Source organism: Devosia sp. Z11_6 (assembly GCF_058133665.1).
The window spans coordinates 129,567-149,439 of sequence record NZ_JBYUNQ010000002.1; the positions used below are offsets into that span (position 1 = coordinate 129,567).

A 19,873-nucleotide genomic window follows, 5' to 3' on the forward strand; every position below is an offset into this window, starting at 1 on the left:
AACTAAAAAAGTTACATGAAAAGATCCAGCCGCCTTTCCGTTGCCCTACATGCCCTTGTGCATCTGCACGCCCAGCCCGCGGACGCGCTGACCTCGGGGGTTCTGGCGGTGTGCCTGCAAACCAATCCAGTGGTGGTCCGCCGTGTGCTCGGCAGCCTGCGCGAAGCGGGTTTGGTGGGCTCCAGCAAGGGCCATGGCGGGGGCTGGCAGTTGGCGCGCCCCGCCCCCGAGATCAGCGTCTTTGATGTGTACCATGCCTTGGGGGAAACCCTTCTCGTGCGCACCGAAAGCGAGCCGGGCGATCCCGGCTGCGCCATTGTGCGCACCGTTGACGGGGTGATGAACGAGGTGCTGGCCGATGCCGAAGCCCTGCTCGCCAACCGGCTGCGCCGCCTGAGCATTGCCCAACTCGCGGCGGGCGCAACTGCGCTTCCCGCTCTTTCCCATTCTTCCGAAAGCCATTTTCATGGATGACGTACTTGTTGTCGGCGGCTCGTTCGCCGGCCTTTCCGCAGCCCTCCAGCTCGGGCGCGCGCGCCGCAAGGTGAGCGTGCTCGATACCGGGCTCAACCGGAACCGCTATGCCGACAGTGCCCACAATGTGCTGGGTCATGACGGGGTAGCGCCCGGCGATATCCTCGCTGCCGCCCGCCGCCAGCTCGAGGCTTATCCCACGGTCAGGCTGATCGAGGGCCGCGCCAGCACCGTTTCAGGCGAGCCCGACGATTTCACGATCACCACCGAGACCGGGGACAGCTTTGCCGCTCGCCGATTGATCCTGAGCTATGGCATCACCGATGAAATGCCCCCCATCCCCGGCTTTGCCGAGGCATGGGGCAAATCGGTGATCCATTGCCCATTCTGCCACGGCTATGAAGCGGGCCCGCGCTGGGGGCTGCTTTACAGCACCCCCATGTCGCTGCATGCCCCGGCCCTTTATGGCGATTGGACCGAGGACATCACGCTGATCCTGGATGGCAATGCCATCCCCGACGCGGAGCGCAACAAGCTGCAGCGACGGGGCGTCAAGATCCATGATGGCAAGCTGGCCGCGGTCCACCAGGACAACGGCCAGATGTCGGGCGTGAGCCTCGAAGATGGCACCAAGGTTGAACTCGATGCGCTTTACGCCCATCCCCGCAATCATCCATCCGCCGACCTGCACGAGCAACTCGGGCTCGAGACCGACACCACGCCCACCGGCACCATGGTGGTGGTGGGCGAGCGCCAGGCCACCTCGCGCGAGGGGGTCTTCGCGGCGGGCGACCTCACCACCCCGATGCACAGTGTCACCAGCGCCGCCTATGCCGGCTCGATGGCCGCCATGGGCGCGCAGCAGTCCATGCTCCTTTAGCGCAGCCAGCCCTTGGGGCTGGGGTGCAGTTCCATCTGCCCCCCGGCCGTGGCCGCGTCGATCGCTGCGATCTCCTCGGCGCTGAGCGCAAGATTGTTGAGCACGCCCAGATTGTCCTTGAGCTGGTCGAGATTGCGCACCCCGATCAGCGCTGAGGTCATTTCCGGTCGCCGCAAAACCCAGCTCAGCGCCAGCTGCACCAGGCTCTGCCCGCGTGCCTTGGCAATTTCGCCCAGCTTGTCGACGGCCTCGAGCACCCGCGGCTCGATATGGCTGGCCCGCAGGGAGCCATTGGGGTTCTCCCCGCGCGTGCCTTCCTTCTTGCCATTGTTGTATTTGCCCGACAGCACGCCCTGCGCCAGCGGCGAAAAGGCGATCATGCCGATCCCGAGCTCCCCGCAGGCGTCGATGGTGTGATCGTTCTCGATCCAGCGATTGAGCACGGAATAGCTGGGCTGGTGAATGGTGGTCTGCACCCCCATTTCCTTGAGGATCCGGTAGGCCTCGCGCGTTTGCGCCTCTGGATAGGACGAGATGCCGACATAAAGCGCCTTGCCAACCCGCACCGCATGGGCCAGCGCCCCCATGGTCTCCTCGAGCGGGGTATTGGGATCAAAGCGGTGGGAGTAAAAGATATCGACATAGTCGAGCCCCATCCGCCCCAGGCTCTGGTCAAGGCTCGCCAGGAGATATTTGCGGCTGCCGAACTCGCCATAGGGGCCCGGCCACATATTGTAGCCCGCCTTGGTGGAAATGATCAGCTCATCCCGATAGGGGCGAAAATCGCGCGCCATCACCTGCCCGAACAGCTCTTCGGCCGAGCCGGCGGGAGGCCCGTAATTGTTGGCGAGGTCGAAATGAGTGACACCGGCATCAAAGGCGTGGCCCAGGATTTCCATGGCGCTGGGATAGTCGCGCGTGCCCCCGAAATTCTGCCACAGCCCGAGGCTCACCACCGGCAGCTGCAGGCCCGAACGGCCGGAATGGCGATATTGCATTGTGTCGTAGCGCGCCGTATCAGCCCGATAAGTCATGGTTCTTGCCTCCCAGAAATGTGCGATTGCGCGACGGCGCGCTGCTTGGCGCAGGGCGTGACGCGATGATAGAGAGCCAGACGCCATTCAGCGTCTGCCGGAATCCCGATGCCCGATAACTTGCCGCAAGCCGCCCTGCCATACAAGGTCATGGCCGTTTATAAGTTCGCTGATCTGCCCGATGCCGCGGCCATTCAGCCGGTGCTGGCGCAGTTCTGCTGCGCGCGCGCGATCAAGGGCACGCTGATCCTCGCGCCCGAAGGCATCAATGGCACGGTTGCCGGCACGCCCGAGGCGATCGACGCCCTGCACGCCTTTTTGCTCGAAGATCCGCTATGGGCGAGCCGGCTCGCCGGCGCCGAGATCAAGTTCTCGGGCGCTGCCGAAATGCCGTTCCTGCGCATGAAGGTGCGGCTCAAGAACGAGATCGTCACCCTGCGCGCCCCCGAAGCCAATCCGTCCCAAACCGTGGGCACCTATGTGGCACCCGCCGACTGGAACAGCCTGATCGAGCGCGATGATGTGGTGCTGGTCGATACCCGCAACGACTACGAAGTGGGGCTGGGCACCTTCAAGGGCGCGCTCGATCCGGCGACCGCGACCTTCACCGAGTTCAAGGACTATGTGGCGACCCATCTTGATCCCGCGCGCGACAAGAAAGTCGCCATGTTTTGCACCGGTGGCATCCGCTGCGAAAAGGCGTCTTCCTACCTGTTGAGCCAGGGCTTTGCCGAAGTGTTCCACCTCAAGGGGGGCATTCTGGCCTATCTTGAAACCGTTCCCGAACCCGAAAGCCGGTTTGAGGGCGAATGCTTTGTGTTCGATGATCGCGTCGCGGTTGGCCATGGCCTCGCGCAAGGTGAGGCGACCCTCTGCCGCGCCTGTCGCCACCCGCTTACCCCCGCCGATCGCGCCGATCCGCGCTTTAGCGAAGGGGTCGCCTGCCCGCATTGTGCTGACGACACCGCCAAGCATGCCGCCGCCGCCGAGCGGCAAAAACAGATCGAACTCGCCCGCCAACGCGGCACCGCCCATCTCGGCGACGAAGCCGCCGAAGCCGCCCGCCAGGCCAAGCAACGCAAACGCGACCAAGCCGAACAATCCCGTCTGCGGAACAGCCAGGGCTAACCCGCCGGCGCACCTTACCGGCAGGCGCGCACGCCCTCTCCACCAGCTGTCATCCCGGCCCTGAGCCGGGATCCATCCTGAGATGCGGGTAAGGGGCCTTTACCCCTTGACCCGATACCGCAGCATTACACCGCCGGTTTGCAGGGCGCGGGCTTCCAGCAAGGTCCAGTTCTGCGGCTGCTCGGCAGGCTTGAAGAGGGGCGTGCCGCGCCCCTGCACCACTGGCGCCAGGCACAGCCGGTATTCATCCACCAGCCCTGCCGCGAGCAGGCTGCCCAGCAGTTGCGCGCTGCCAAACACATAAAGATCGCCGCCATCCTCGCGCTTGAGCGCCGCGATGGTTTGGGCCGCATCGCCCGCGAGCACCCGCGTATTGTTCCACTCGGCGGTTGTGAGCGTATTGGACACCACGATCTTGGGAATGGCGTTCATGCGCTCGGCGACCAAGCCTTCATCTGTCGCTTTGGGCCAGTAGGCCGCCATGCCTTCATAAGTCTTGCGCCCGAAGATCAGGGTTTTGTCGCCCTCCATCTGTTCGCGCGATTGCGCCTCGAGTTCGGGGCCCCAGACCACATTGTGAAAGCTCAAATCCCAGGGCTGGGCGCCTTCGAAATAGCCATCCAGCGTCATGACATTCCAGGCCAGCAAAGAACGCATACAAACCTCCTTTTGGTTGCCGGGCGCGATCCATTGGCTGACAAAGCCGGGGCTCGCTCCGGTTACGGATCAAAGAGTGGGCCTTAATTGGCGAGCGCGAGCGCCAGGGCGTCCATCAGCTGGCGCGTGCCTTCTTCGCGCTGGCGCGAGTTGTCGAGCCCGTCGAGGAACGCGCCTTGTTCGGTCACGATCATCCGCGTGCCCTCGCCCTCGGGCACCAGTTCGACCGTGGCGACCGACACCGAAATGCGCCGGCCGTCCATGAGCATCTCATAGGCATAGACGATGCGCTGGTTGGGGACGATGTCGTGATAGCGCACATCGAACACGAACTGGGCGCCATTGGGCCCGTTATCGGCCTGGTATTCCCGGCCACCGACCTTGAACTCGAAAATCTCACCCACGGGAAACCACTTGGCCTTTTGTTCCCGGTCCGACCAGGCGCGAAACACGCGCTCTGGCTTGGCGGGAAGAACCCGGTCAATGGTGAAGCTGCCATGGGAAACGGAACGATCGGTCATGAATCTCTTCCTTTGGATGGTGTTGGCGGTGAAGGCTCGTCATCCTCGGCCAGCAAGGCGCCCAGTCGATCAAAGCGCTGCGCCCATGCCTGGCGGCGCTGGTTGATCCAGCGTTCGGCGCTCCCCAAGGCCTGGAGGTCGAGCGTGCAGGTGCGCACCCGGCCCACTTTTTCGGTTCGCACCAGCCCGGCGTCTTCAAGCACCCGCAGGTGCTGTGTCAGGCCCGGCAGCGACATGGCGAACGGCTCGGCAAGCTCGCTCACCGTGGCCGATCCGGCGGTCAGCCGCTCCACCACCGCCCGACGGGTCGGATCGGCGAGGGCGCGGTAGATCTGGTCGAGTTGGTCGTCTTGGTTAAGCATGCACTTAACTATCGCAGTCAAGCCGGAGCGTCAACGCTTAAGTTTTCGCTTAAGTATCTGAATACCGAATTGCCTGGCCGGGCTCAGCCGCGCGACTGGTGCACATAGCCCCGCGCCGAGGCGGGTATTTCGGCGGCCAGCCATTCGCGAAAGCGGCGTAGCTTCGTCGTTTCGCGTCGCCCTTTGGCCGTCGCCAGCCAATACTGATGGGGCCCGCTCACTGGACCGGTGAAGGGGCGCACCAGTCGGCCATCGCTGACCGCATCGGCGCTCATCATGTCCACCGCCATCAGCACGCCTTGTTCGGAAATCGCCGCATCAAAGGCGAGCGAGGGATCGGAATAGGTGGGACCATGCAGGCGCCGCTCTGCGTCCAATCCCACCGAGTTCAGCCACAGATCCCAGGAGAGCATGGTAGTTTCGTCGCGGATCACGGGCACCCCATACAGATCGCTGGGATGCTTGAGGGCCCGAGCAATGGGCGGCGCACACACGGGCTGGAACTCGGCACCCCCGATCGGTGTCGCGATCACGCCCGGCCAGTTGCCGGCGCCAAAGCGAATGCCGCAGTCGATATCGGGGCGCTGCAGATCGAGCATGGCACCCGTTACCGTCAGCCGCACCTCGATCTCGGGATAAAGCGTCGTGAACTTGTTGATCCGCCAGATCAGCCAGCGCGAAGCGAAAACGCTCCCCACCGTCAGGTTGAGAATGGCCTCGTCACTGCCGCTCAGTTCCGCCAGCCCGTCCTGGAGCGCGGCAAAGCCGGCGCTGAGCTGGGGCAAGGCAGCGCGCAAGGCTGCGGTGGGCACCAGCCCCTGCCCGGTACGCTCGAACAGCTCCATGCCCAGCCGCGCCTCGGCCCGGCGCAAATGCTGGCTGACGGCGCCAAGGGTCACGCCCAGCTCCTCGGCAGCCGGCGCCAGCGCGCCACGCCGCGCCACGATTTCGATCGCGCGCACCGCATTGAGGGGAATGGGAAAGCCCTTGCTCATGGAGATTTTCTATAATGGCAGCGCAACCTTGTCGATTGCCCGAGCTCCGACCCGCGCGCATTCTGGGCCCCATCTCACCCGTTGTCCCGGAAAGGAGCCGACAAAATGTTTGTTCTTGCCCGTCTCCGTCAATGGCTGTTGCCCTGGTTCAGCCTGCCCGCCGCGCCACCGCCCGAGCCGGAAGCGCCGGGGCTGCGCGACTGGGCCGATCTGCCCCCGCACCACCCGGTTTGCGGGGGAGCGCCGTAGACAAGCCACATTCGCGCGTTCCAAGGGGAGCAATCCCCGACGGGCCCTGCCCGCCGCCCCAAAGGAGCTGATCCATGTTGCGCCCACTCGTTCTTGCTGCCGTCCTGATCTTGCCGCTCACCGCCGCCCAGGCGCAGCAAGCCGCGCCGACCACGACCCCCGCTCCGGCCGAAATCAGCATCGATCCGGCCGCCCCGGTTAATGCCACGCCCAAGCAGGCCAATCTGCTCACCGGGCTTTATGCCACCAAGGCCATCATCGAGATCTGCGCCATCACCGTGGATGAAAATGCCACTTCGCGCATGAACAACGACCAGAAGCGCTTCGAGGCGGGCTTGGGCATGGATGACGCTGCCGCGACCGAAGCCTATGCCAAGATCAAGGCCGATGTGGAGCGCACCACGCCCGATTGCGCCGAAGGTGGCGCCGACCGGCAAAATGCCGAAGCGGTGGTGAACATCTATGCCGGGATGAAAAGCGGCAGTTAACGCGCGCTAAACCATCTTTGCGGTCCCCCGCGGTTCTGCTAGACGCTTGCCCATGACAACGCCGCAGAACCGCATCCGCAATTTTTCCATCGTCGCCCATATCGACCATGGCAAGTCCACCCTGGCCGACCGGCTGATCCAGCTCACCGGTGGGCTGGAGCTGCGCGAGATGAAGGAGCAGGTGCTCGACTCGATGGATATCGAGCGCGAGCGCGGCATCACCATCAAGGCGCAAACCGTGCGCCTCAAATACCACGCGGCAGATGGCGAGGATTATATCCTCAACCTCATCGACACGCCCGGACACGTCGACTTCGCCTATGAAGTCAGCCGGAGCATGGCCGCCGTCGAGGGCTCGCTCCTTGTAGTCGACGCTTCCCAGGGCGTTGAGGCGCAGACCTTGGCCAATGTGTACCATGCCCTCGACGCCGGCCACGAAATCGTGCCCGTGCTCAACAAGGTCGACCTGCCCGCCGCCGATATTCCGCGCGTCAAACAGCAGATCGAGGACGTGATCGGCATCGATGCGTCCGAAGCGCTCGAGATCTCAGCCAAGACCGGGCTCGGCATCGACACCGTGCTCGAAGCCATCGTTACCCGCCTGCCCCCGCCCAAGGGCATTCTCGACGCCCCGCTCAAGGCGCTCTTGGTTGATTCGTGGTACGACACTTATCTCGGCGTCGTGGTGCTGATCCGCGTTGTCGATGGCACGGTCAAAAAGGGCCAGCGCATCCGCATGATGGCGTCGGGCGCCGTGTATGAGCTCGACCGCGTCGGCGTGTTCACCCCCAAGCTTGTCGATGTCGGCGAACTCGGCCCGGGGGAACTGGGCTTTTTCACCGCTTCCATCAAGGAAGTGGCCGATACCAATGTGGGCGATACCATCACCGATGATCGCAAGCCCACCAGCGAAGCCCTCCCAGGCTTCCGCCCGGCCCAGCCGGTGGTGTTCTGCGGCCTCTTTCCCGTCGATGCCAGTGATTTCGACGAGCTGCGTGCCGCCATGGGCAAGCTGCGGCTCAACGACGCCAGTTTCTCCTTCGAGATGGAAACTTCGGCCGCGCTCGGCTTTGGCTTCCGCTGCGGCTTTTTGGGCCTCCTCCACCTCGAAATTATCCAGGAGCGCCTGAGCCGCGAGTTCAATCTCGATCTGATCGCCACCGCCCCTTCGGTGGTTTACGAGGTCGAGATGACCAATGGCGAGGTGGTGATGCTCCACAACCCCGCCGATCTGCCCGATGTGATGAAGATCGCCGAGATCCGCGAGCCCTGGATCAAGGCCACCATTCTCACCCCCGACGAATATCTCGGCTCGATCCTCAAGCTTTGCCAGGACCGGCGCGGCATCCAGCGTAATCTCTCCTATGTCGGCAATCGCGCCATGGTGGAATATGATTTGCCGCTCAACGAGGTGGTGTTCGATTTCTATGATCGGCTGAAATCCATCTCCAAGGGCTATGCCAGCTTTGATTACCAGCTGGCCGAGCATCGCCCCGGCGATCTCGTGAAGCTTTCCGTGCTGGTCAACAGCGAGCCGGTGGATGCCCTGTCGATGCTGGTGCACCGGACCGTCGCCGAATCGCGCGGCCGCATCATGTGCGAAAAGCTCAAGGACCTCATTCCGCCCCATCTGTTCGTCATTCCGATCCAGGCGGCGATCGGCGGCAAGATCATCGCCCGCGAAACCGTGCGCGCCATGCGCAAGGACGTGACGGCCAAATGCTATGGCGGCGACGCCACCCGCAAGCGCAAGCTGCTCGAAAAGCAAAAAGCCGGCAAAAAGCGCATGCGCCAGTTCGGCTCGGTGGAAATCCCGCAAGAGGCCTTCATCAAGGCGCTCAAGATGGGTGACGACTGACCGGTTCGCGCCTTCCGCGAAGCGGCGCGCCAGTGGCGCGACGGCAGGTTAGTCGCCGGGTCGCTGCCAAAGGCAGCGGGCACCCGGTACGATGCAGGTGCCTGCCTCCCTTGCAGCCACCCACGGGCACGATATTCGGGTAATATCGGCGTTTCTGGATCGCCGCGCGAGGCCGCAATGACACCGCAAGTGACCTACGACCCCGAAGCCAATGCTGCTTACATCCGCTTTTCGCCCGAAGGGGTGCAGGAAAGCGAAGAGTCCAGCGCGGGGATCGTGCTCGATTATGACGCGCAGGGCCGCATTGTCGGCATGGAAGTGCTCGACGCCCGCGCCCACCTGCCGGCAGAGCTTAGATCTCGATCTCGCCCAGCCTTATAGCCTCCACAACGGCGTGCACCCGGTTGTTGGCACTCAGCTTGCGCATAATGTTGCCCATGTAGGAGTGTGCCGTTCGCTCCGCGATACCCATCAGGGCTGCCACCTCGCCGGCGGTCTTACCAAGGGCTGAGAGGCGCAGGAGCTCTTTTTCCCTAGGGGACAACAAGGCAGCCGACCCGGGTTTGGAAAAACGTTGGTCAACAGCAAGCGAAATTGCACCCACGTAAATATCGAGATTTCCGCTTTGATCAAGATGGGGCAACGCAGCAGCCGTGACCTGTTGGTAGCCACCGTTGGCTTGCTGCAGGCGGCAGCTCACTTGATAGGGCGAAGCGGTAACGCAGGCCCGGAAGTAGGCGTTGTAGGCCATGACTCGGTCATCCGGATGAAGTGCCTGAGCCCATCCGGATCCGTGCCCCTGGTTCTCGGTCTGGCCGGTAAATTCCACCCAGGAACGATTGAGGTAGAAACAATAGCCCGTCGGCAATGTCAGCCACATTGCGGTAGGCGCGTCGTCGGCAATAGTGCGAAAGCCTAGGCGTTCGGCATTCCACAACTCGTCCAGCATTGCTGGCCCTCAACAACAACAAGCCTCATCTAAGCAAATCTTAAGGACTAAGACTATTGTTAGTTGTTATCGCGGTAAATTACGCAGGAGCACGGTATTTCCGGCAATACGTGGGGCCAAAACAACCCTGTTGCCGTGATTGCTCCGTCAGTCCCCTCCATAGGCAAACTCCTTAGCTTTAGCTCACATTGGTAGGGCTGAAGGAGGGTTTTTCAATGCCGCTCGATGTCCACAACGATGACGACGCTCAAGCACAAGGTGCAATTTTCTATGCGCCCGTTCTCTGGGAAGATCCCACGCCCTTCTACCATGACCTCCTAGAGGAAGGCACGGATGCCCCGGTTGCCGCGGACTTTGTTTGGGATGGGGCCCCATCTTCCGAAGACGCTTCCGACGGAGAGGATGAGGATGAGGATGAGGATGAGGAATTCGACCAGGTCGTCGATGAACTGACTGAAGTTTTGGAATCTTTGACAAAGAAAGATGCCGAGATACTCAGCCTCGTCGCCCAGGGGCATAGCGCTGACCAGATTGTGTGGCTGCTCAATGTTTCAGGTAACGCGGTCGATCAGAGTATCCGGGACGCCGCAGGGCTCGTCACCCCAGAATTGCTTGTGCAAGCCGGCCTCATTAGTCGCGTGCGCCAGAGCATGCTCCAAGGGCGCTATGCGCGCTTTCTTGGTCAATCCCTAAATTGCCTGGTGGACGCTCGGGTCATGGGGGTTGTCGTCAACGAAACCCATTGTGGGCTGCACATGATGCTCGCTACCGGCGACCAGATCAGACTCTGGTTTTGTGCCGATGACCAGTTAGAGCAACCAGGATGGGCTGCGCTGGAAACCGTAGACGACGAATTCCTTTATAGCGACGACCTGGTTCACCTTGGTGAGCAGGTAAAGGCGTTCCTGGGACGCCGACGTAGCGTGAGACAAACGGCCAGGCAGTTGCTGCGTGACATTGCCGAAAAGGCCATCGACCTGCTCGACAGGATGGATGGTGATCCCGATTTCGAAGAGGAGGTGGAGCTCGACTGCGCCGATCTTTGGGAGGACGAGGACCTTGAAGATGGCAATGAAGCTCCGGTGTCGCTCAATCCTCCACATGAGGGCGGGAGTGACCACCCGGTTTCAGTTCGGAATGAGCCAAATATCCCACCGGATGCTATCCCCGCCTACACACAGGTCAACCAGCATGAGCCAGAGGCGTCAACTACGCCAACAGCAGAAATACCTGCGGCGGCGGAAGCAAGGGTAAGGAGAAAATCTCGCAGGGCCGACCAGCCCCCGGAGCTCTCTCCAAGTGAACGCAAGTACTACGAGGAGTTGGCGATCAGGCAGGCTCGGCTGCTTGGAATAGAAAGGGATATCACCAAACTGCCTGTCGGTTTCCAAGGCTTCGGCCGCGTTTGCCTACAAAACGCTGTTCGAGAGATGAAGGAGTGGCTGGATGCTAACGATCTTCAAGGGCAAAATTGACGGTTGAGCGGGCTTGAGGATCAAGAAGCTCTCGGCCGGTCAGGAAAGCTCACATTTGATGCAACCGATCTACAAGCCGTTTAGCGGCAGACCTAATCACGGCAGCTCTTAGGGGCTGTTATGCCCAGATGGACGGCAGAAAGGTCGATAGCTGACATCGGCCCCATTGGCGGGAATGCCAGCTTTGCCGATCAGGCCCTGACGCTGCTCTGGGCCTACTATTACGCCGATTGTTATCCCGGCCCCTCCACCCAGCCTTATCCTCTCCTGTTCCCCCACAGGAGAAAGTCCCAAAAACCATGCCAAAAGTCCTTCGGATTACCCCGGCGCTGGCGGAGCGCCATGAGGCGTTGTGGTTGCGCCTGACGGCGTTGCAGGAACAGGCGCGCAGCGTGGCGGCGAAAAAGCCCGAGGCCCTGTTGGGCGACGAGGTGCGGATGGCGGCCGAGGCCGTGTTGCATGATGCGCAGATGTTTGGGCCCAAGCGGCGGGCCCGGGAAAAACTGCCGCCGGCAGCGCCCAGCTGGGGCGGGCTTTCTGTGCAGCTGGGGCAGGCGCTGGCGCTCTTGGCCGCCTATGAGGCCAGCCATACCGGCTGGAGCGAAGAAGATCGCTTTCGGGTGTGGCTGACGCGGCCGCTGCCGATGCCGGTGCGGCGCTTGTTGCCGGCCGAACAGTTTTCGCCCGAGGGGCGCGACGAGATGCGCTCGATCCGCCAGAAACTGGCCTTGCGCATGGACCGGGCTTTTCGCGATCACTTCAGCCGCGGCTACCAGGCCGGGATTGCCGCCGCCCGGCGGGCCGAGCCGCTCGGGGAAGCCGTGCCGCCGGCGCGGATCGATCCGGGGTTTCCGCAAATACGCCGGCTCTAGGTGCAGGACAGGGGCGGGCAGTTATCCCCGCCCCCTTGCCCGGGGTGTATGGTGCTGTCCATTCCCCCGCAGGAGCGGCGCTGCAGCGACCAGATGGCGGATGGAACAGCCGGGACGGGGTGCGTCGCTGCACGCCGTGGGTCCGAGCCGCATTGGACAGTTCGCCCCCTGCCGACTTTGGGGGGCGCGCTTTGCGAGCTGGATCGGTAAATCCCGGCCGCCCCGAGGCGATGTCGTCTCACTCCAACCATCCCAAGAGGCGCCACCGCCTCGGGGTCTGCTCTGCCTAGCCGCCCTTGCAGCTATGGCGTCCGCGTCGCCGCAGGCGATCGCGCTCTAGCCCCGCGCGTCCGCAGGACGTCGCGCACAACCGCCTAGCCGTCAGGCTATGGCGAGCATCCCCCCTCCCCCGCGGCCCCGGCCAGCGGGCGCGTTCGCACGCCCCTTGCACCCGGCCCCGGCGCGGGCCATCTATGCCCGGCCGCTGAAAAACCCCCGGGAGAGATTTGCCCCATGCGCCGTATTGTTCGCCTTGCCGCCCTTGTTCTGCCGGTGCTGGCGCTTGCCGCCTGCGGCGATTCCCGCGAAGTGGGGAGCGTGGGCGTTGACTGGACCGGCAATGACATTGCCATCGATGCCGTGCCCGATCCGGAAGTGGCTGGGGTCGTGTGCCACCTCGCCTATTTCAACCGCGGCTTTATCGACCGCATCTCGCAGGGCAACTGGTTCGAGGACCCCTCTTATTCGGCGCTGGATTGCTCGGCCGTCGGCCCGATCACCGTGGGCGATATTTCCACCCGCCCCGGGGGCGAGGAGATCTTTCGGGAAAACCGCTCGCTGATCTGGAAGTCGCTGCGCGTCACCCGCATCTATGACGCAACCAATGATGCTCTCGTCTATCTCGGCCATGCCCGCCAGATCCAGCAGGGCTCGGGCAAGATGAGCCTGTCGGTCGTGCCGCTGCGCGGCGAGAATGTCACCTGGCTCAACGCCCCGCCCGCCGCCGCAACCGCCCCTGCCCCCGCAGCCGCCGCGCAATAGCATGGGCTCGCGCGCCGAGCGCCCCTTGCACAAAATCATTCCGCCCCGCCCGGCTTCAAACGGCGCGGCGGAGTACGATATTGTTCCTGACAAGCAAACGCCAACGAGCCCAAGGATTGCACCATGGCCATTCTGATCGGCGACACCGCCCCCGATTTCACCCTCGAAAGCACCGAGGGCACCATCCATTTCCACGATTACATCGATGGCTCCTGGGCGGTCCTCTTCTCCCACCCCAAGAACTTCACCCCTGTCTGCACGACCGAACTGGGCTATACCGCCAAGCTCAAGCCCGAGTTCGAAAAGCGCGGCGTCAAGGTGCTGGGTCTTTCGGTCGACAAGCTCGAGGACCATGCCGGCTGGGCCGCCGATATCGAGGAAACGCAGGGCTCCGCCCTCAACTTCCCGCTCCTGGCCGATACCGATGGCACCGTGGCGCGCCAATACGACATGATCCATCCCAATGCCGACAATACGCTGACCGTGCGGTCGGTGTTCGTCATCGGGCCCGACAAGAAGGTCAAGCTCAAGATCGAATATCCCGCCTCCACCGGCCGGAACTTTGATGAAGTGCTTAGGGTGATCGATTCGCTGCAGCTGACGGCCAAGCACCAGGTGGCAACCCCGGTCAACTGGCAGAACGGGGATGACGTGATCATCGTGCCGGCCGTATCCAACGAGCAGGCCAAGGCAAAGTATCCCGAGGGCTGGACGGAACTCAAGCCCTATCTGCGGATTGTTCCTCAACCCCGCGCCTAAGTGGCGCGACTGTCTTCTCCCTGACCACTCGGGCGGCAGCAATGCCGCCCTTTTCTTTGTGGTGCGTGCGGGCAGCCTATTCGGCCGCTACCCCGGTGCCGATGGCGCAGGCGACCCCGGTCCCCTGCAGCCCGCAATAACCGTTCGGGTTCTTGGCCAGATACTGCTGGTGATAAGGCTCGGCATAAAAGAACGCGCCCGCCGGGGCGATCTCGGTGGTGATGGGGCCAAAGCCCCGCGCCTTGAGCTGCGCCGCATAAGCATCGCGGCTCATGCGCACGATCTCCGCCTGCTCCGGCGTCGTGGTATAGATGGCGGAGCGATACTGGGTGCCCACATCATTGCCCTGCCGCATGCCCTGGGTGGGGTCATGCTCCTCCCAGAAAGTCTTGAGCACCTGCTCGAGGCTGATCAGGGCGGGGTCGAACACTACCTTGACCGCCTCGGTATGCCCGGTGCGGCCGGAACACACTTCCTCATAGGTGGGATTAGGCGTCACGCCGCCCTCGTACCCCACCGCCGTCAGGATGACGCCCGGGAGTTGCCAGAACAAGCGCTCGGCGCCCCAAAAGCACCCGAGCCCGAGATAAATGACCTCGGCGCCGGCCGGATAGGGCCCGGCAAGCTTTTCGCCATTCACATAGTGGTTCTCGGCCGTAGCCAAGGGCTGGTCCCGACCCGGCAGGGCCTCGGCGACAGTGGGCAGGCTGGTGGGCTTGGTTTTAAAGAACATCGGTTTTCCTTTTGTGCTTTGAAGAGGCGTCAGATTTGACTCTGACGGACAAAGCGCTCTGTTCTGGGCGTGCGGCCCATGATCGCCAGAATAATGCCTGGCACGCCAATCACCGCGAATGCGGGGTAGGTCAGCAGGACCGCCAAGGCCGTGCCGAGCAGATCGGCAAAGAAGCGGCTGGCGAAGAATTCTTGGACAGCCACGAGACTTGGCAGGTGCCAACTGCTCCAGGCCTGGGCTAGGCTGGTGAATTGCAGCGCGTTGGCTGCCAGCGACCTGGTTCCATCGACCACCAACAGGACCAGGGCCAAGCCGATCAACCAGGTGCCCACGATCCGAAGAAAAAGCCGCATTGGAACCTCTATGGCGTTGCGGAAGCTCGACTAGCGCCTAGGACGAGCGCTTGCTGTCGCACACCGCTCCTTGTGACACGCTAGCGCTTGTCCTCACAAGATGGGGATGCCGGAGCCTTAAAACAATTGGGTTTACCGTACTGTGATCCCTTGCGCCGGCAGAGCCGATGGGTATATTGCGCCTCGCTCGCACCGGCTTTCCAGACCGGTCTCCCTTGCGCAACACCAAGGGTACAGGCGATGCGGAGAGATGGCCGAGTGGTCGAAGGCGCACGCCTGGAAAGTGTGTAGGCGGGGAACCGTCTCGAGGGTTCGAATCCCTCTCTCTCCGCCATACTTCCAAAAAAGCCAGGAATTCTGCCAAGTCCCTGGGATTAAGGGCTTTGCAACCGCTCGTTTGGTACACAGGAGCGGTACACATGGGCCTTCGCATGGCAACACCCTGGAAGCATCCTCAATCTGGCATCTATTGGCTGCGGCGGCGCGTCCCGGCCGACCTGGTCGGGCTCGTCGGGCGTCGAGAAGAAAAGCAGAGCCTGCGCACTCGTGACCCGGCCGAAGCCAAATCCGCGTATGTTCGGGTAGCTGCGGAGATCGAAGCCCGGTGGGCACGGCTGCGGCAAGGCTTCCAAATCCTCACGCACAAGCAGATGATGGGGCTTGCCGGAGAGTATTATCGGATGCTGGTGGCTTCGGGCGAGGACAATCCCCCGCCGCTTGCCGATCTGCAAGATGAACGACTGCGCGATACGCTAGTCAGCGATTTTGGTTTGCTGGCCGTGCAGGCCATGGATGACACGCCGCCCGGCGGCGTTCGGCCTGTCGAGCGGTTGCGATTGACGTCGACAGAACAACGGCGGGTCGAGGTTGAACGGTTCCTCCTGGCCAGAGGCATACGTGTCACCCCGGACGCTCTTGTTCGCTTGGTCGAGATCATCACCACTGGCGCGGGGCAGGCTCGCGATCAACTGATCCGCTATAGAAAGGGGAATTATCGGCCCGATCCGATGGCGGATCGCTTTCCCTCCTTGGAGCTCAAGCGTCCCGAACCAAAGACAGCGGCCCCTGATGCGCCAGCCGATTTTTACGATCTCAACGCGATATACGAAAAGTTTGCCGACGAAACCAAGCACTCCATGTCAACGCGCAAGAAATGGCGCCCGATCATTGCTGCGGTGGCAAAGGACCACTCTGATATTCGCGATGTTACTGACTTATGGTGTATCGAGTGGAAGGACCGCCTGCTGGCCAGGGGACTATCGGCGCGATCTATCCAGTTTGGCTATTTGGCGGCACTACGCTCGACCTGTGCCTGGGCAGTGACCAACAAGCGTATCGCCAGCAATCCTGTGGACGGTATTGCTGTAAAGGTGCCCAAAGCAAAGAAGGAGCGGCCGAAGGGCTATTCCGATACTGAGGCTCGGTTCATACTTGGGCTGACCCTCGAGCCGGTGGAGGGCCGATTGTCTCTTGAGCACCGGGCGGCCAGACGTTGGGTCCCATGGATTTGTGCCTATACCGGTGCCCGCGTCGGTGAAATCGCGCAGTTGCGCAAACAGGACATCCAGCAGAAGGATGGCGTCTGGCTGTTTTGGATCACGCCGGAAGCCGGAACCGTGAAGGATGGCAATTCGCGCCATGTTGCCATTCACCCCCATTTGATCGATCAGGGTTTCCTCGATTTTTCCAAGGCCGCGAAGGTGGGGCCTTTATTCTACAGCGAGTCGCGAAAGCGCGGGGGGAGTGCTGAGAACCCGACCTCCAAGAAGGTCGGCGAACGACTAGCGGCATGGATTCGGCAGGAAGGGCTTACCGACAAGCGTGTTGCCCCCAATCACGCCTGGCGGCATCGTTTCAAGACGCTATCGCGGCGCCACAAGCTCGATGTCGGTGCGCGCGATTATATGCAGGGTCATGCCGCCGCGACCGAAGGCGAGGAGTATGGTGAGTTCGAGCCGCAAGTACTTCTGGAGGAAATTGCAAAGCTGCCGGCATATAACCTGAACGACGGCTAAGTCCTTCCGGTGCATTCCTCAGCTGTCCGTATCGGGGCGGCAGCATTTGAAGCGCTACACGGAGCCCAGGCAAAGGACTGTCCGGCTACACTGGAGCTGGACCAGGCGGCCCGTTCCTAGAATCGTGTTATTTCAATTTGCGCTACCGCCTTTGGGTTAACAAGTAAGACGTCGTCGCCTTGGTTTTCCCATATCCCGTCATATGGAGTTGAATTCTCCTCCAACAGTCTGTTTGCGATTTGAATTGGCACCCAGCGCTGTACCGCGATCTGATCGCCTCGGAATTCTGGCTTGTTCTTCAAGTGCGGAAAATCGATTTTATCTCCGTTACGCAGTGTGACGCCCAGATTTACGGCCTCAAATATCTCGAATGTAGTCATATTTGCGAGCCGAACAGCTCGACAGGCGGTTGCCTCAATCAGGAATGATGCAAAACCGTTTTTTGCCACCCCTCTGTCTGCATAAGTCTCCGCAATCGCACGGGTGGTAGCAAAGTGGTGTGGACGCTGATCGAGTGCGATCTGCACAGATTGCTGGTCTGGCGCTCGATGTACTCGAAACAACTTTTGGCCACCGGGTAAAATTTGAGGCACGCTGGAGTAGATGGGCCCGCTTCCGTCTCGCCTTGACGTGATTGTGGCCCATCGGCAGAGAATAGATATTTCAAGTTTTTCTGACAATTAATCCTCTTGGGCAGGTTCAGATTGGCATCGCCAGCGGTGTCCTGGCGGGCGTGCAAATAAGTATCTTGATTCTTGGCACGACATGCTGCTTTCACCGGGTGCTGCGTGTGATGTTCGCCTGTGCGCGTCGGAGTGGTGCGGAAAGGGGTTGAGCTGTCAGGCCGGCGCGATCCTAGCCCAGCCCGGCGTAGCTTAAGCGAAGGCGGGTTGGAGCGCAGGGCGCGACAGCCGGCATGGCAGATCAAGGCAAGAGGCGGAGTGGGGGCCCAAGTCGCGAGTAGCGCGACTTGGGCACGACAACTTGCGCCGACCCCTGACCCGGTCCGCCGATCGATCGCGAACCTATCAAATTTGCAAAGCCCACTTTCCCTGCGGTTAACCCATTTTCGAAGCGACAAGCGCGCCTGGGTTGCTCTAACAACTTCGTCCACACTATTGTGGACACATGACAGTGAGTAGCATCGATTCCGCCCTCAAAGACGCAGCTCGCTCTCCAAATTGGTGGGCAGTGCCTGAGGCGATCGTCAGTTGGCGCAATCATGGCGAGGTGACGACGGGAATGGCCTTTTGGCGGAACGCGTCAGCCTCGGCAGGCAAACCAGAACATGCATTGCGCCAGATGTGCAGCGCTTATGAATTCGTGTTGACCCACTCTCCCCACTTGCCGCCAGAGTTCCTCCAGCTGGCATTGGGGCGACCCTATACCCATTTGGAACTGCTCTCGCGTATTGCTGACTCCGACCTCAAGCGTGCCATCGACCTCATATTGTCTCCTGAAAACGTGCAGTCCGTGCGTGACTTGCGCAGGGTGTTGGACGAAGTACGCGCTAAGACTGATGGCGACATTTCCGCTTTGGTTGAAGGCCATAAGGCCCGAAATCACTCCCTAGCGACGGTGGCCGATCAAATGCCAAACCTGGTCGCTCCGCATTCTGTTCAGGCCATGAAATTTCGAAAGTGGCCGGGCACGACGGCCGCGGTTTCTCCGTCCTTGGTGGCAATCCACTCAAGAGCTGATGCGGCCATCGAGGTGGTGGGTGTGTTCGTGTTGATTAAGCCCAGCCTCGACGAATTATATCGTGCTCTCGCGCGTGTCGGTTGGGAGTCGACGTTCTTCGACACCTATTGGTTGGTTGTGCCGGCTGCGGTCATCTCAGAAGCGGACGCATTAGCTCGCAAGTACCATTTGCCCAACGTCGGTCTCGTGCAATTCGACCCTGGCGAGCCCAAGCTCTGGCTCGCACGCGCGCCCACAGAAAACTCCCCTGCACCTGATCGCCGAAGCCTCCTGCACCTGCCTGAGCGCTACCGCCGCTGAAATTCCGGAATTCCGGAATTCCGGAATTGAGCATCGCGAAATTGGAACGCACCCATGGCGTATGATCCCGACAAAGTCTTCGGCGAAATTCGAAAGCTCCTCGAAAGCACACCCAAAGATCCCAATCCAAGCCGCACAGAGATTTGCCAGCGCCTTGTTGATGAGGGTGTCGTGCGCTCGATGGGTACCGCGCACAAGTATGTCGGTGCTTTCTTCGCGGCCGATTCGATCAAAGCCGAGATTGCAGCGCCCGACGTAGACACGTCAGTCCTACCCGAGCGCGTGTACAGCGCCTTTGTTAGCCTGCTGGATTCTGCGGCCTGCCTCAAGAACGAAGTCGGCGCAGCTCTGGACGATCTTACCCATCGGTCATCGACGGCTTTTGCCAAGATGATGACGGCGCACGATTTGGCTCAGCAGACCGAAATTGTCGAGCTTGCGACGGAGCTGGAAACCATACGGGCCGAGAGAAACGCGATGCATGAACAGCTGCTGGCGGGGCAGGAGTGCATCGACAAGCTGAATGCGGTCCTTGAAGAGAAAGACGCCGCCCTCGTCGAAGCGATGGACGTCGTGTCCGAATTGCGCAGTTTGGTTGCGGATCAAAATTCGAAGATCGCCGCGCATTTGGAGCTGGCAGGGTCACGCGACCGTCTTATCGGTCTCTTGGAGACGGAAAGAGAAGCTCGGCAGCGCAATGCCGTTAAAGCCGAAGAGCAGATCGGTCGACCTCGTCAGATTCCCGACCTGCCAGAAAGCATTTCTGAGGATCGTGATCGCTTGCGCGGAGACATCGAGAAATCCGATGGCTACGCGATGGGACACGGCCCCGCACATTCAGGCATGGGAGACGCCACTGAAGCGGACTTCGATATGCCTACCAAGCCCACCAGTCACCATCCCCACTAGGGTCCCCACTCTGGGTGGGGACATTTCCCCTCTAGAGCCCTGGATTTCGGCCCTTCAGAGCCTGGTACCAACCCCGACCCCACGCAATCAAGGACGATTACATGGGGTCGGGGTTGGTAC

Annotated in this window: 23 protein-coding genes and 1 tRNA gene; 15 read left to right on the forward strand and 9 right to left on the reverse strand. The window is 61.6% G+C overall.

Translation table 11 applies throughout. The features are described from left to right. Nucleotides 1-15: 15 nt before the first annotated feature. Nucleotides 16-474 carry an Rrf2 family transcriptional regulator gene (locus AC3YMN_RS05915; RefSeq protein WP_489889300.1) on the forward strand — a complete coding sequence of 153 codons (459 nt, stop codon included), beginning with the start codon at nt 16-18 and terminating at the stop codon, nt 472-474. Next, nucleotides 467-1,354 (forward strand): NAD(P)/FAD-dependent oxidoreductase, encoded by an 888-nt coding sequence (locus AC3YMN_RS05920; RefSeq protein WP_489889301.1) that lies wholly within the window; start codon nt 467-469, stop codon nt 1,352-1,354. The genes AC3YMN_RS05915 and AC3YMN_RS05920 overlap by 8 nt, the downstream gene beginning before the upstream one ends. Here the strand turns inward: AC3YMN_RS05920 and AC3YMN_RS05925 are convergent. Beyond that, nucleotides 1,351-2,388: an aldo/keto reductase gene (locus AC3YMN_RS05925; protein ID WP_172121931.1), complete on the reverse strand. Its 1,038-nt coding sequence runs from the start codon at nt 2,386-2,388 to the stop codon at nt 1,351-1,353. The two genes, AC3YMN_RS05920 and AC3YMN_RS05925, sit on opposite strands and share 4 nt — an antisense overlap. A 108-nt stretch (nt 2,389-2,496) precedes the next feature. Between AC3YMN_RS05925 and trhO the strand changes: the two genes are divergently transcribed. Then, nucleotides 2,497-3,516, forward strand: a complete 1,020-nt coding sequence (gene trhO / locus AC3YMN_RS05930) for an oxygen-dependent tRNA uridine(34) hydroxylase TrhO (RefSeq protein ID WP_489889302.1) — start codon at nt 2,497-2,499, stop codon at nt 3,514-3,516. Nucleotides 3,517-3,615: 99 nt separating this feature from the next. On the opposite strand, the gene AC3YMN_RS05935 is transcribed toward trhO, so the two are convergent. From AC3YMN_RS05935 to AC3YMN_RS05950, 4 genes are all read right to left on the reverse strand, one after another. After that, nucleotides 3,616-4,173, reverse strand: a complete 558-nt coding sequence (locus AC3YMN_RS05935) for a dihydrofolate reductase family protein (protein ID WP_489889303.1) — start codon at nt 4,171-4,173, stop codon at nt 3,616-3,618. Between the two features lie 83 nt (nt 4,174-4,256). Then, the gene (locus tag AC3YMN_RS05940; protein ID WP_489889304.1) at nt 4,257-4,694 is read right to left on the reverse strand and encodes an SRPBCC family protein; all 438 of its coding nucleotides are present in this window, start codon (nt 4,692-4,694) and stop codon (nt 4,257-4,259) included. Then, nucleotides 4,691-5,056: an ArsR/SmtB family transcription factor gene (locus tag AC3YMN_RS05945; protein WP_489889305.1), complete on the reverse strand. Its 366-nt coding sequence runs from the start codon at nt 5,054-5,056 to the stop codon at nt 4,691-4,693. The genes AC3YMN_RS05940 and AC3YMN_RS05945 overlap by 4 nt, the downstream gene beginning before the upstream one ends. A gap of 83 nt (nt 5,057-5,139) precedes the next feature. Further along, nucleotides 5,140-6,051 carry a LysR substrate-binding domain-containing protein gene (locus tag AC3YMN_RS05950; protein WP_489889306.1) on the reverse strand — a complete coding sequence of 304 codons (912 nt, stop codon included), beginning with the start codon at nt 6,049-6,051 and terminating at the stop codon, nt 5,140-5,142. 105 nt (nt 6,052-6,156) lie between these two features. Between AC3YMN_RS05950 and AC3YMN_RS05955 the strand changes: the two genes are divergently transcribed. The 4 genes from AC3YMN_RS05955 to AC3YMN_RS05970 all read left to right on the forward strand — a co-directional run bounded on the left by AC3YMN_RS05955 (nt 6,157) and on the right by AC3YMN_RS05970 (nt 9,027). Continuing rightward, nucleotides 6,157-6,300, forward strand: a complete 144-nt coding sequence (locus AC3YMN_RS05955; protein WP_173088493.1) for a hypothetical protein — start codon at nt 6,157-6,159, stop codon at nt 6,298-6,300. Between the two features lie 74 nt (nt 6,301-6,374). Beyond that, entirely contained in the window at nt 6,375-6,788 is a 414-nt protein-coding gene (locus tag AC3YMN_RS05960; protein WP_172121924.1) for a hypothetical protein, read from the forward strand. 52 nt (nt 6,789-6,840) lie between these two features. After that, nucleotides 6,841-8,646 (forward strand): translation elongation factor 4, encoded by a 1,806-nt coding sequence (gene lepA, locus AC3YMN_RS05965; protein WP_489889307.1) that lies wholly within the window; start codon nt 6,841-6,843, stop codon nt 8,644-8,646. Between the two features lie 177 nt (nt 8,647-8,823). Further along, a complete protein-coding gene (locus AC3YMN_RS05970; protein ID WP_127751715.1) occupies nt 8,824-9,027 on the forward strand; it encodes a DUF2283 domain-containing protein in 204 nt (67 codons plus the stop codon). Here AC3YMN_RS05970 and AC3YMN_RS05975 read toward each other — a convergent pair. Beyond that, a complete protein-coding gene (locus AC3YMN_RS05975; RefSeq protein WP_127751714.1) occupies nt 8,999-9,595 on the reverse strand; it encodes a LuxR family transcriptional regulator in 597 nt (198 codons plus the stop codon). The two genes, AC3YMN_RS05970 and AC3YMN_RS05975, sit on opposite strands and share 29 nt — an antisense overlap. 215 nt (nt 9,596-9,810) lie before the next feature. On the opposite strand from AC3YMN_RS05975, the gene AC3YMN_RS05980 reads away from it, so the two are divergent. The 4 genes from AC3YMN_RS05980 to AC3YMN_RS05995 all read left to right on the forward strand — a co-directional run bounded on the left by AC3YMN_RS05980 (nt 9,811) and on the right by AC3YMN_RS05995 (nt 13,742). Continuing rightward, nucleotides 9,811-11,070 carry a hypothetical protein gene (locus tag AC3YMN_RS05980; RefSeq protein ID WP_489889308.1) on the forward strand — a complete coding sequence of 420 codons (1,260 nt, stop codon included), beginning with the start codon at nt 9,811-9,813 and terminating at the stop codon, nt 11,068-11,070. Nucleotides 11,071-11,369: 299 nt separating this feature from the next. Beyond that, nucleotides 11,370-11,942 (forward strand): hypothetical protein, encoded by a 573-nt coding sequence (locus AC3YMN_RS05985; RefSeq protein WP_489889309.1) that lies wholly within the window; start codon nt 11,370-11,372, stop codon nt 11,940-11,942. Nucleotides 11,943-12,455: 513 nt separating this feature from the next. Further along, on the forward strand, nt 12,456-12,983 hold the full coding sequence (locus tag AC3YMN_RS05990; RefSeq protein ID WP_489889310.1) for a CreA family protein: 528 nt from the start codon (nt 12,456-12,458) through the stop codon (nt 12,981-12,983). 123 nt (nt 12,984-13,106) lie between these two features. Then, entirely contained in the window at nt 13,107-13,742 is a 636-nt protein-coding gene (locus AC3YMN_RS05995; protein ID WP_172121920.1) for a peroxiredoxin, read from the forward strand. 76 nt (nt 13,743-13,818) lie between these two features. Here AC3YMN_RS05995 and msrA read toward each other — a convergent pair whose 3' ends face one another. Both msrA and AC3YMN_RS06005 read right to left on the reverse strand, forming a co-directional pair. Then, nucleotides 13,819-14,475 carry a peptide-methionine (S)-S-oxide reductase MsrA gene (gene msrA / locus AC3YMN_RS06000; RefSeq protein WP_489889311.1) on the reverse strand — a complete coding sequence of 219 codons (657 nt, stop codon included), beginning with the start codon at nt 14,473-14,475 and terminating at the stop codon, nt 13,819-13,821. A 29-nt stretch (nt 14,476-14,504) separates the two neighbouring features. After that, complete coding sequence (locus AC3YMN_RS06005) at nt 14,505-14,828, reverse strand: hypothetical protein (RefSeq protein WP_489889312.1); 324 nt, start codon at nt 14,826-14,828, stop codon at nt 14,505-14,507. 244 nt (nt 14,829-15,072) lie between these two features. Between AC3YMN_RS06005 and AC3YMN_RS06010 the strand changes: the two genes are divergently transcribed. Both AC3YMN_RS06010 and AC3YMN_RS06015 read left to right on the forward strand, forming a co-directional pair. Further along, nucleotides 15,073-15,162, forward strand: a tRNA-Ser gene (locus tag AC3YMN_RS06010). An 85-nt stretch (nt 15,163-15,247) separates the two neighbouring features. Next, a complete protein-coding gene (locus tag AC3YMN_RS06015; protein WP_489889313.1) occupies nt 15,248-16,843 on the forward strand; it encodes a DUF6538 domain-containing protein in 1,596 nt (531 codons plus the stop codon). A 116-nt stretch (nt 16,844-16,959) separates the two neighbouring features. Here the strand turns inward: AC3YMN_RS06015 and AC3YMN_RS06020 are convergent, their stop codons facing one another. After that, complete coding sequence (locus AC3YMN_RS06020; protein ID WP_489889314.1) at nt 16,960-17,370, reverse strand: hypothetical protein; 411 nt, start codon at nt 17,368-17,370, stop codon at nt 16,960-16,962. A gap of 607 nt (nt 17,371-17,977) precedes the next feature. Here AC3YMN_RS06020 and AC3YMN_RS06025 point away from each other — a divergent pair. Both AC3YMN_RS06025 and AC3YMN_RS06030 read left to right on the forward strand, forming a co-directional pair. Beyond that, nucleotides 17,978-18,844, forward strand: a complete 867-nt coding sequence (locus AC3YMN_RS06025) for a hypothetical protein (RefSeq protein ID WP_489889315.1) — start codon at nt 17,978-17,980, stop codon at nt 18,842-18,844. Nucleotides 18,845-18,898: 54 nt separating this feature from the next. After that, a complete protein-coding gene (locus AC3YMN_RS06030) occupies nt 18,899-19,753 on the forward strand; it encodes a hypothetical protein (RefSeq protein WP_489889316.1) in 855 nt (284 codons plus the stop codon). Nucleotides 19,754-19,873: the final 120 nt, after the last annotated feature.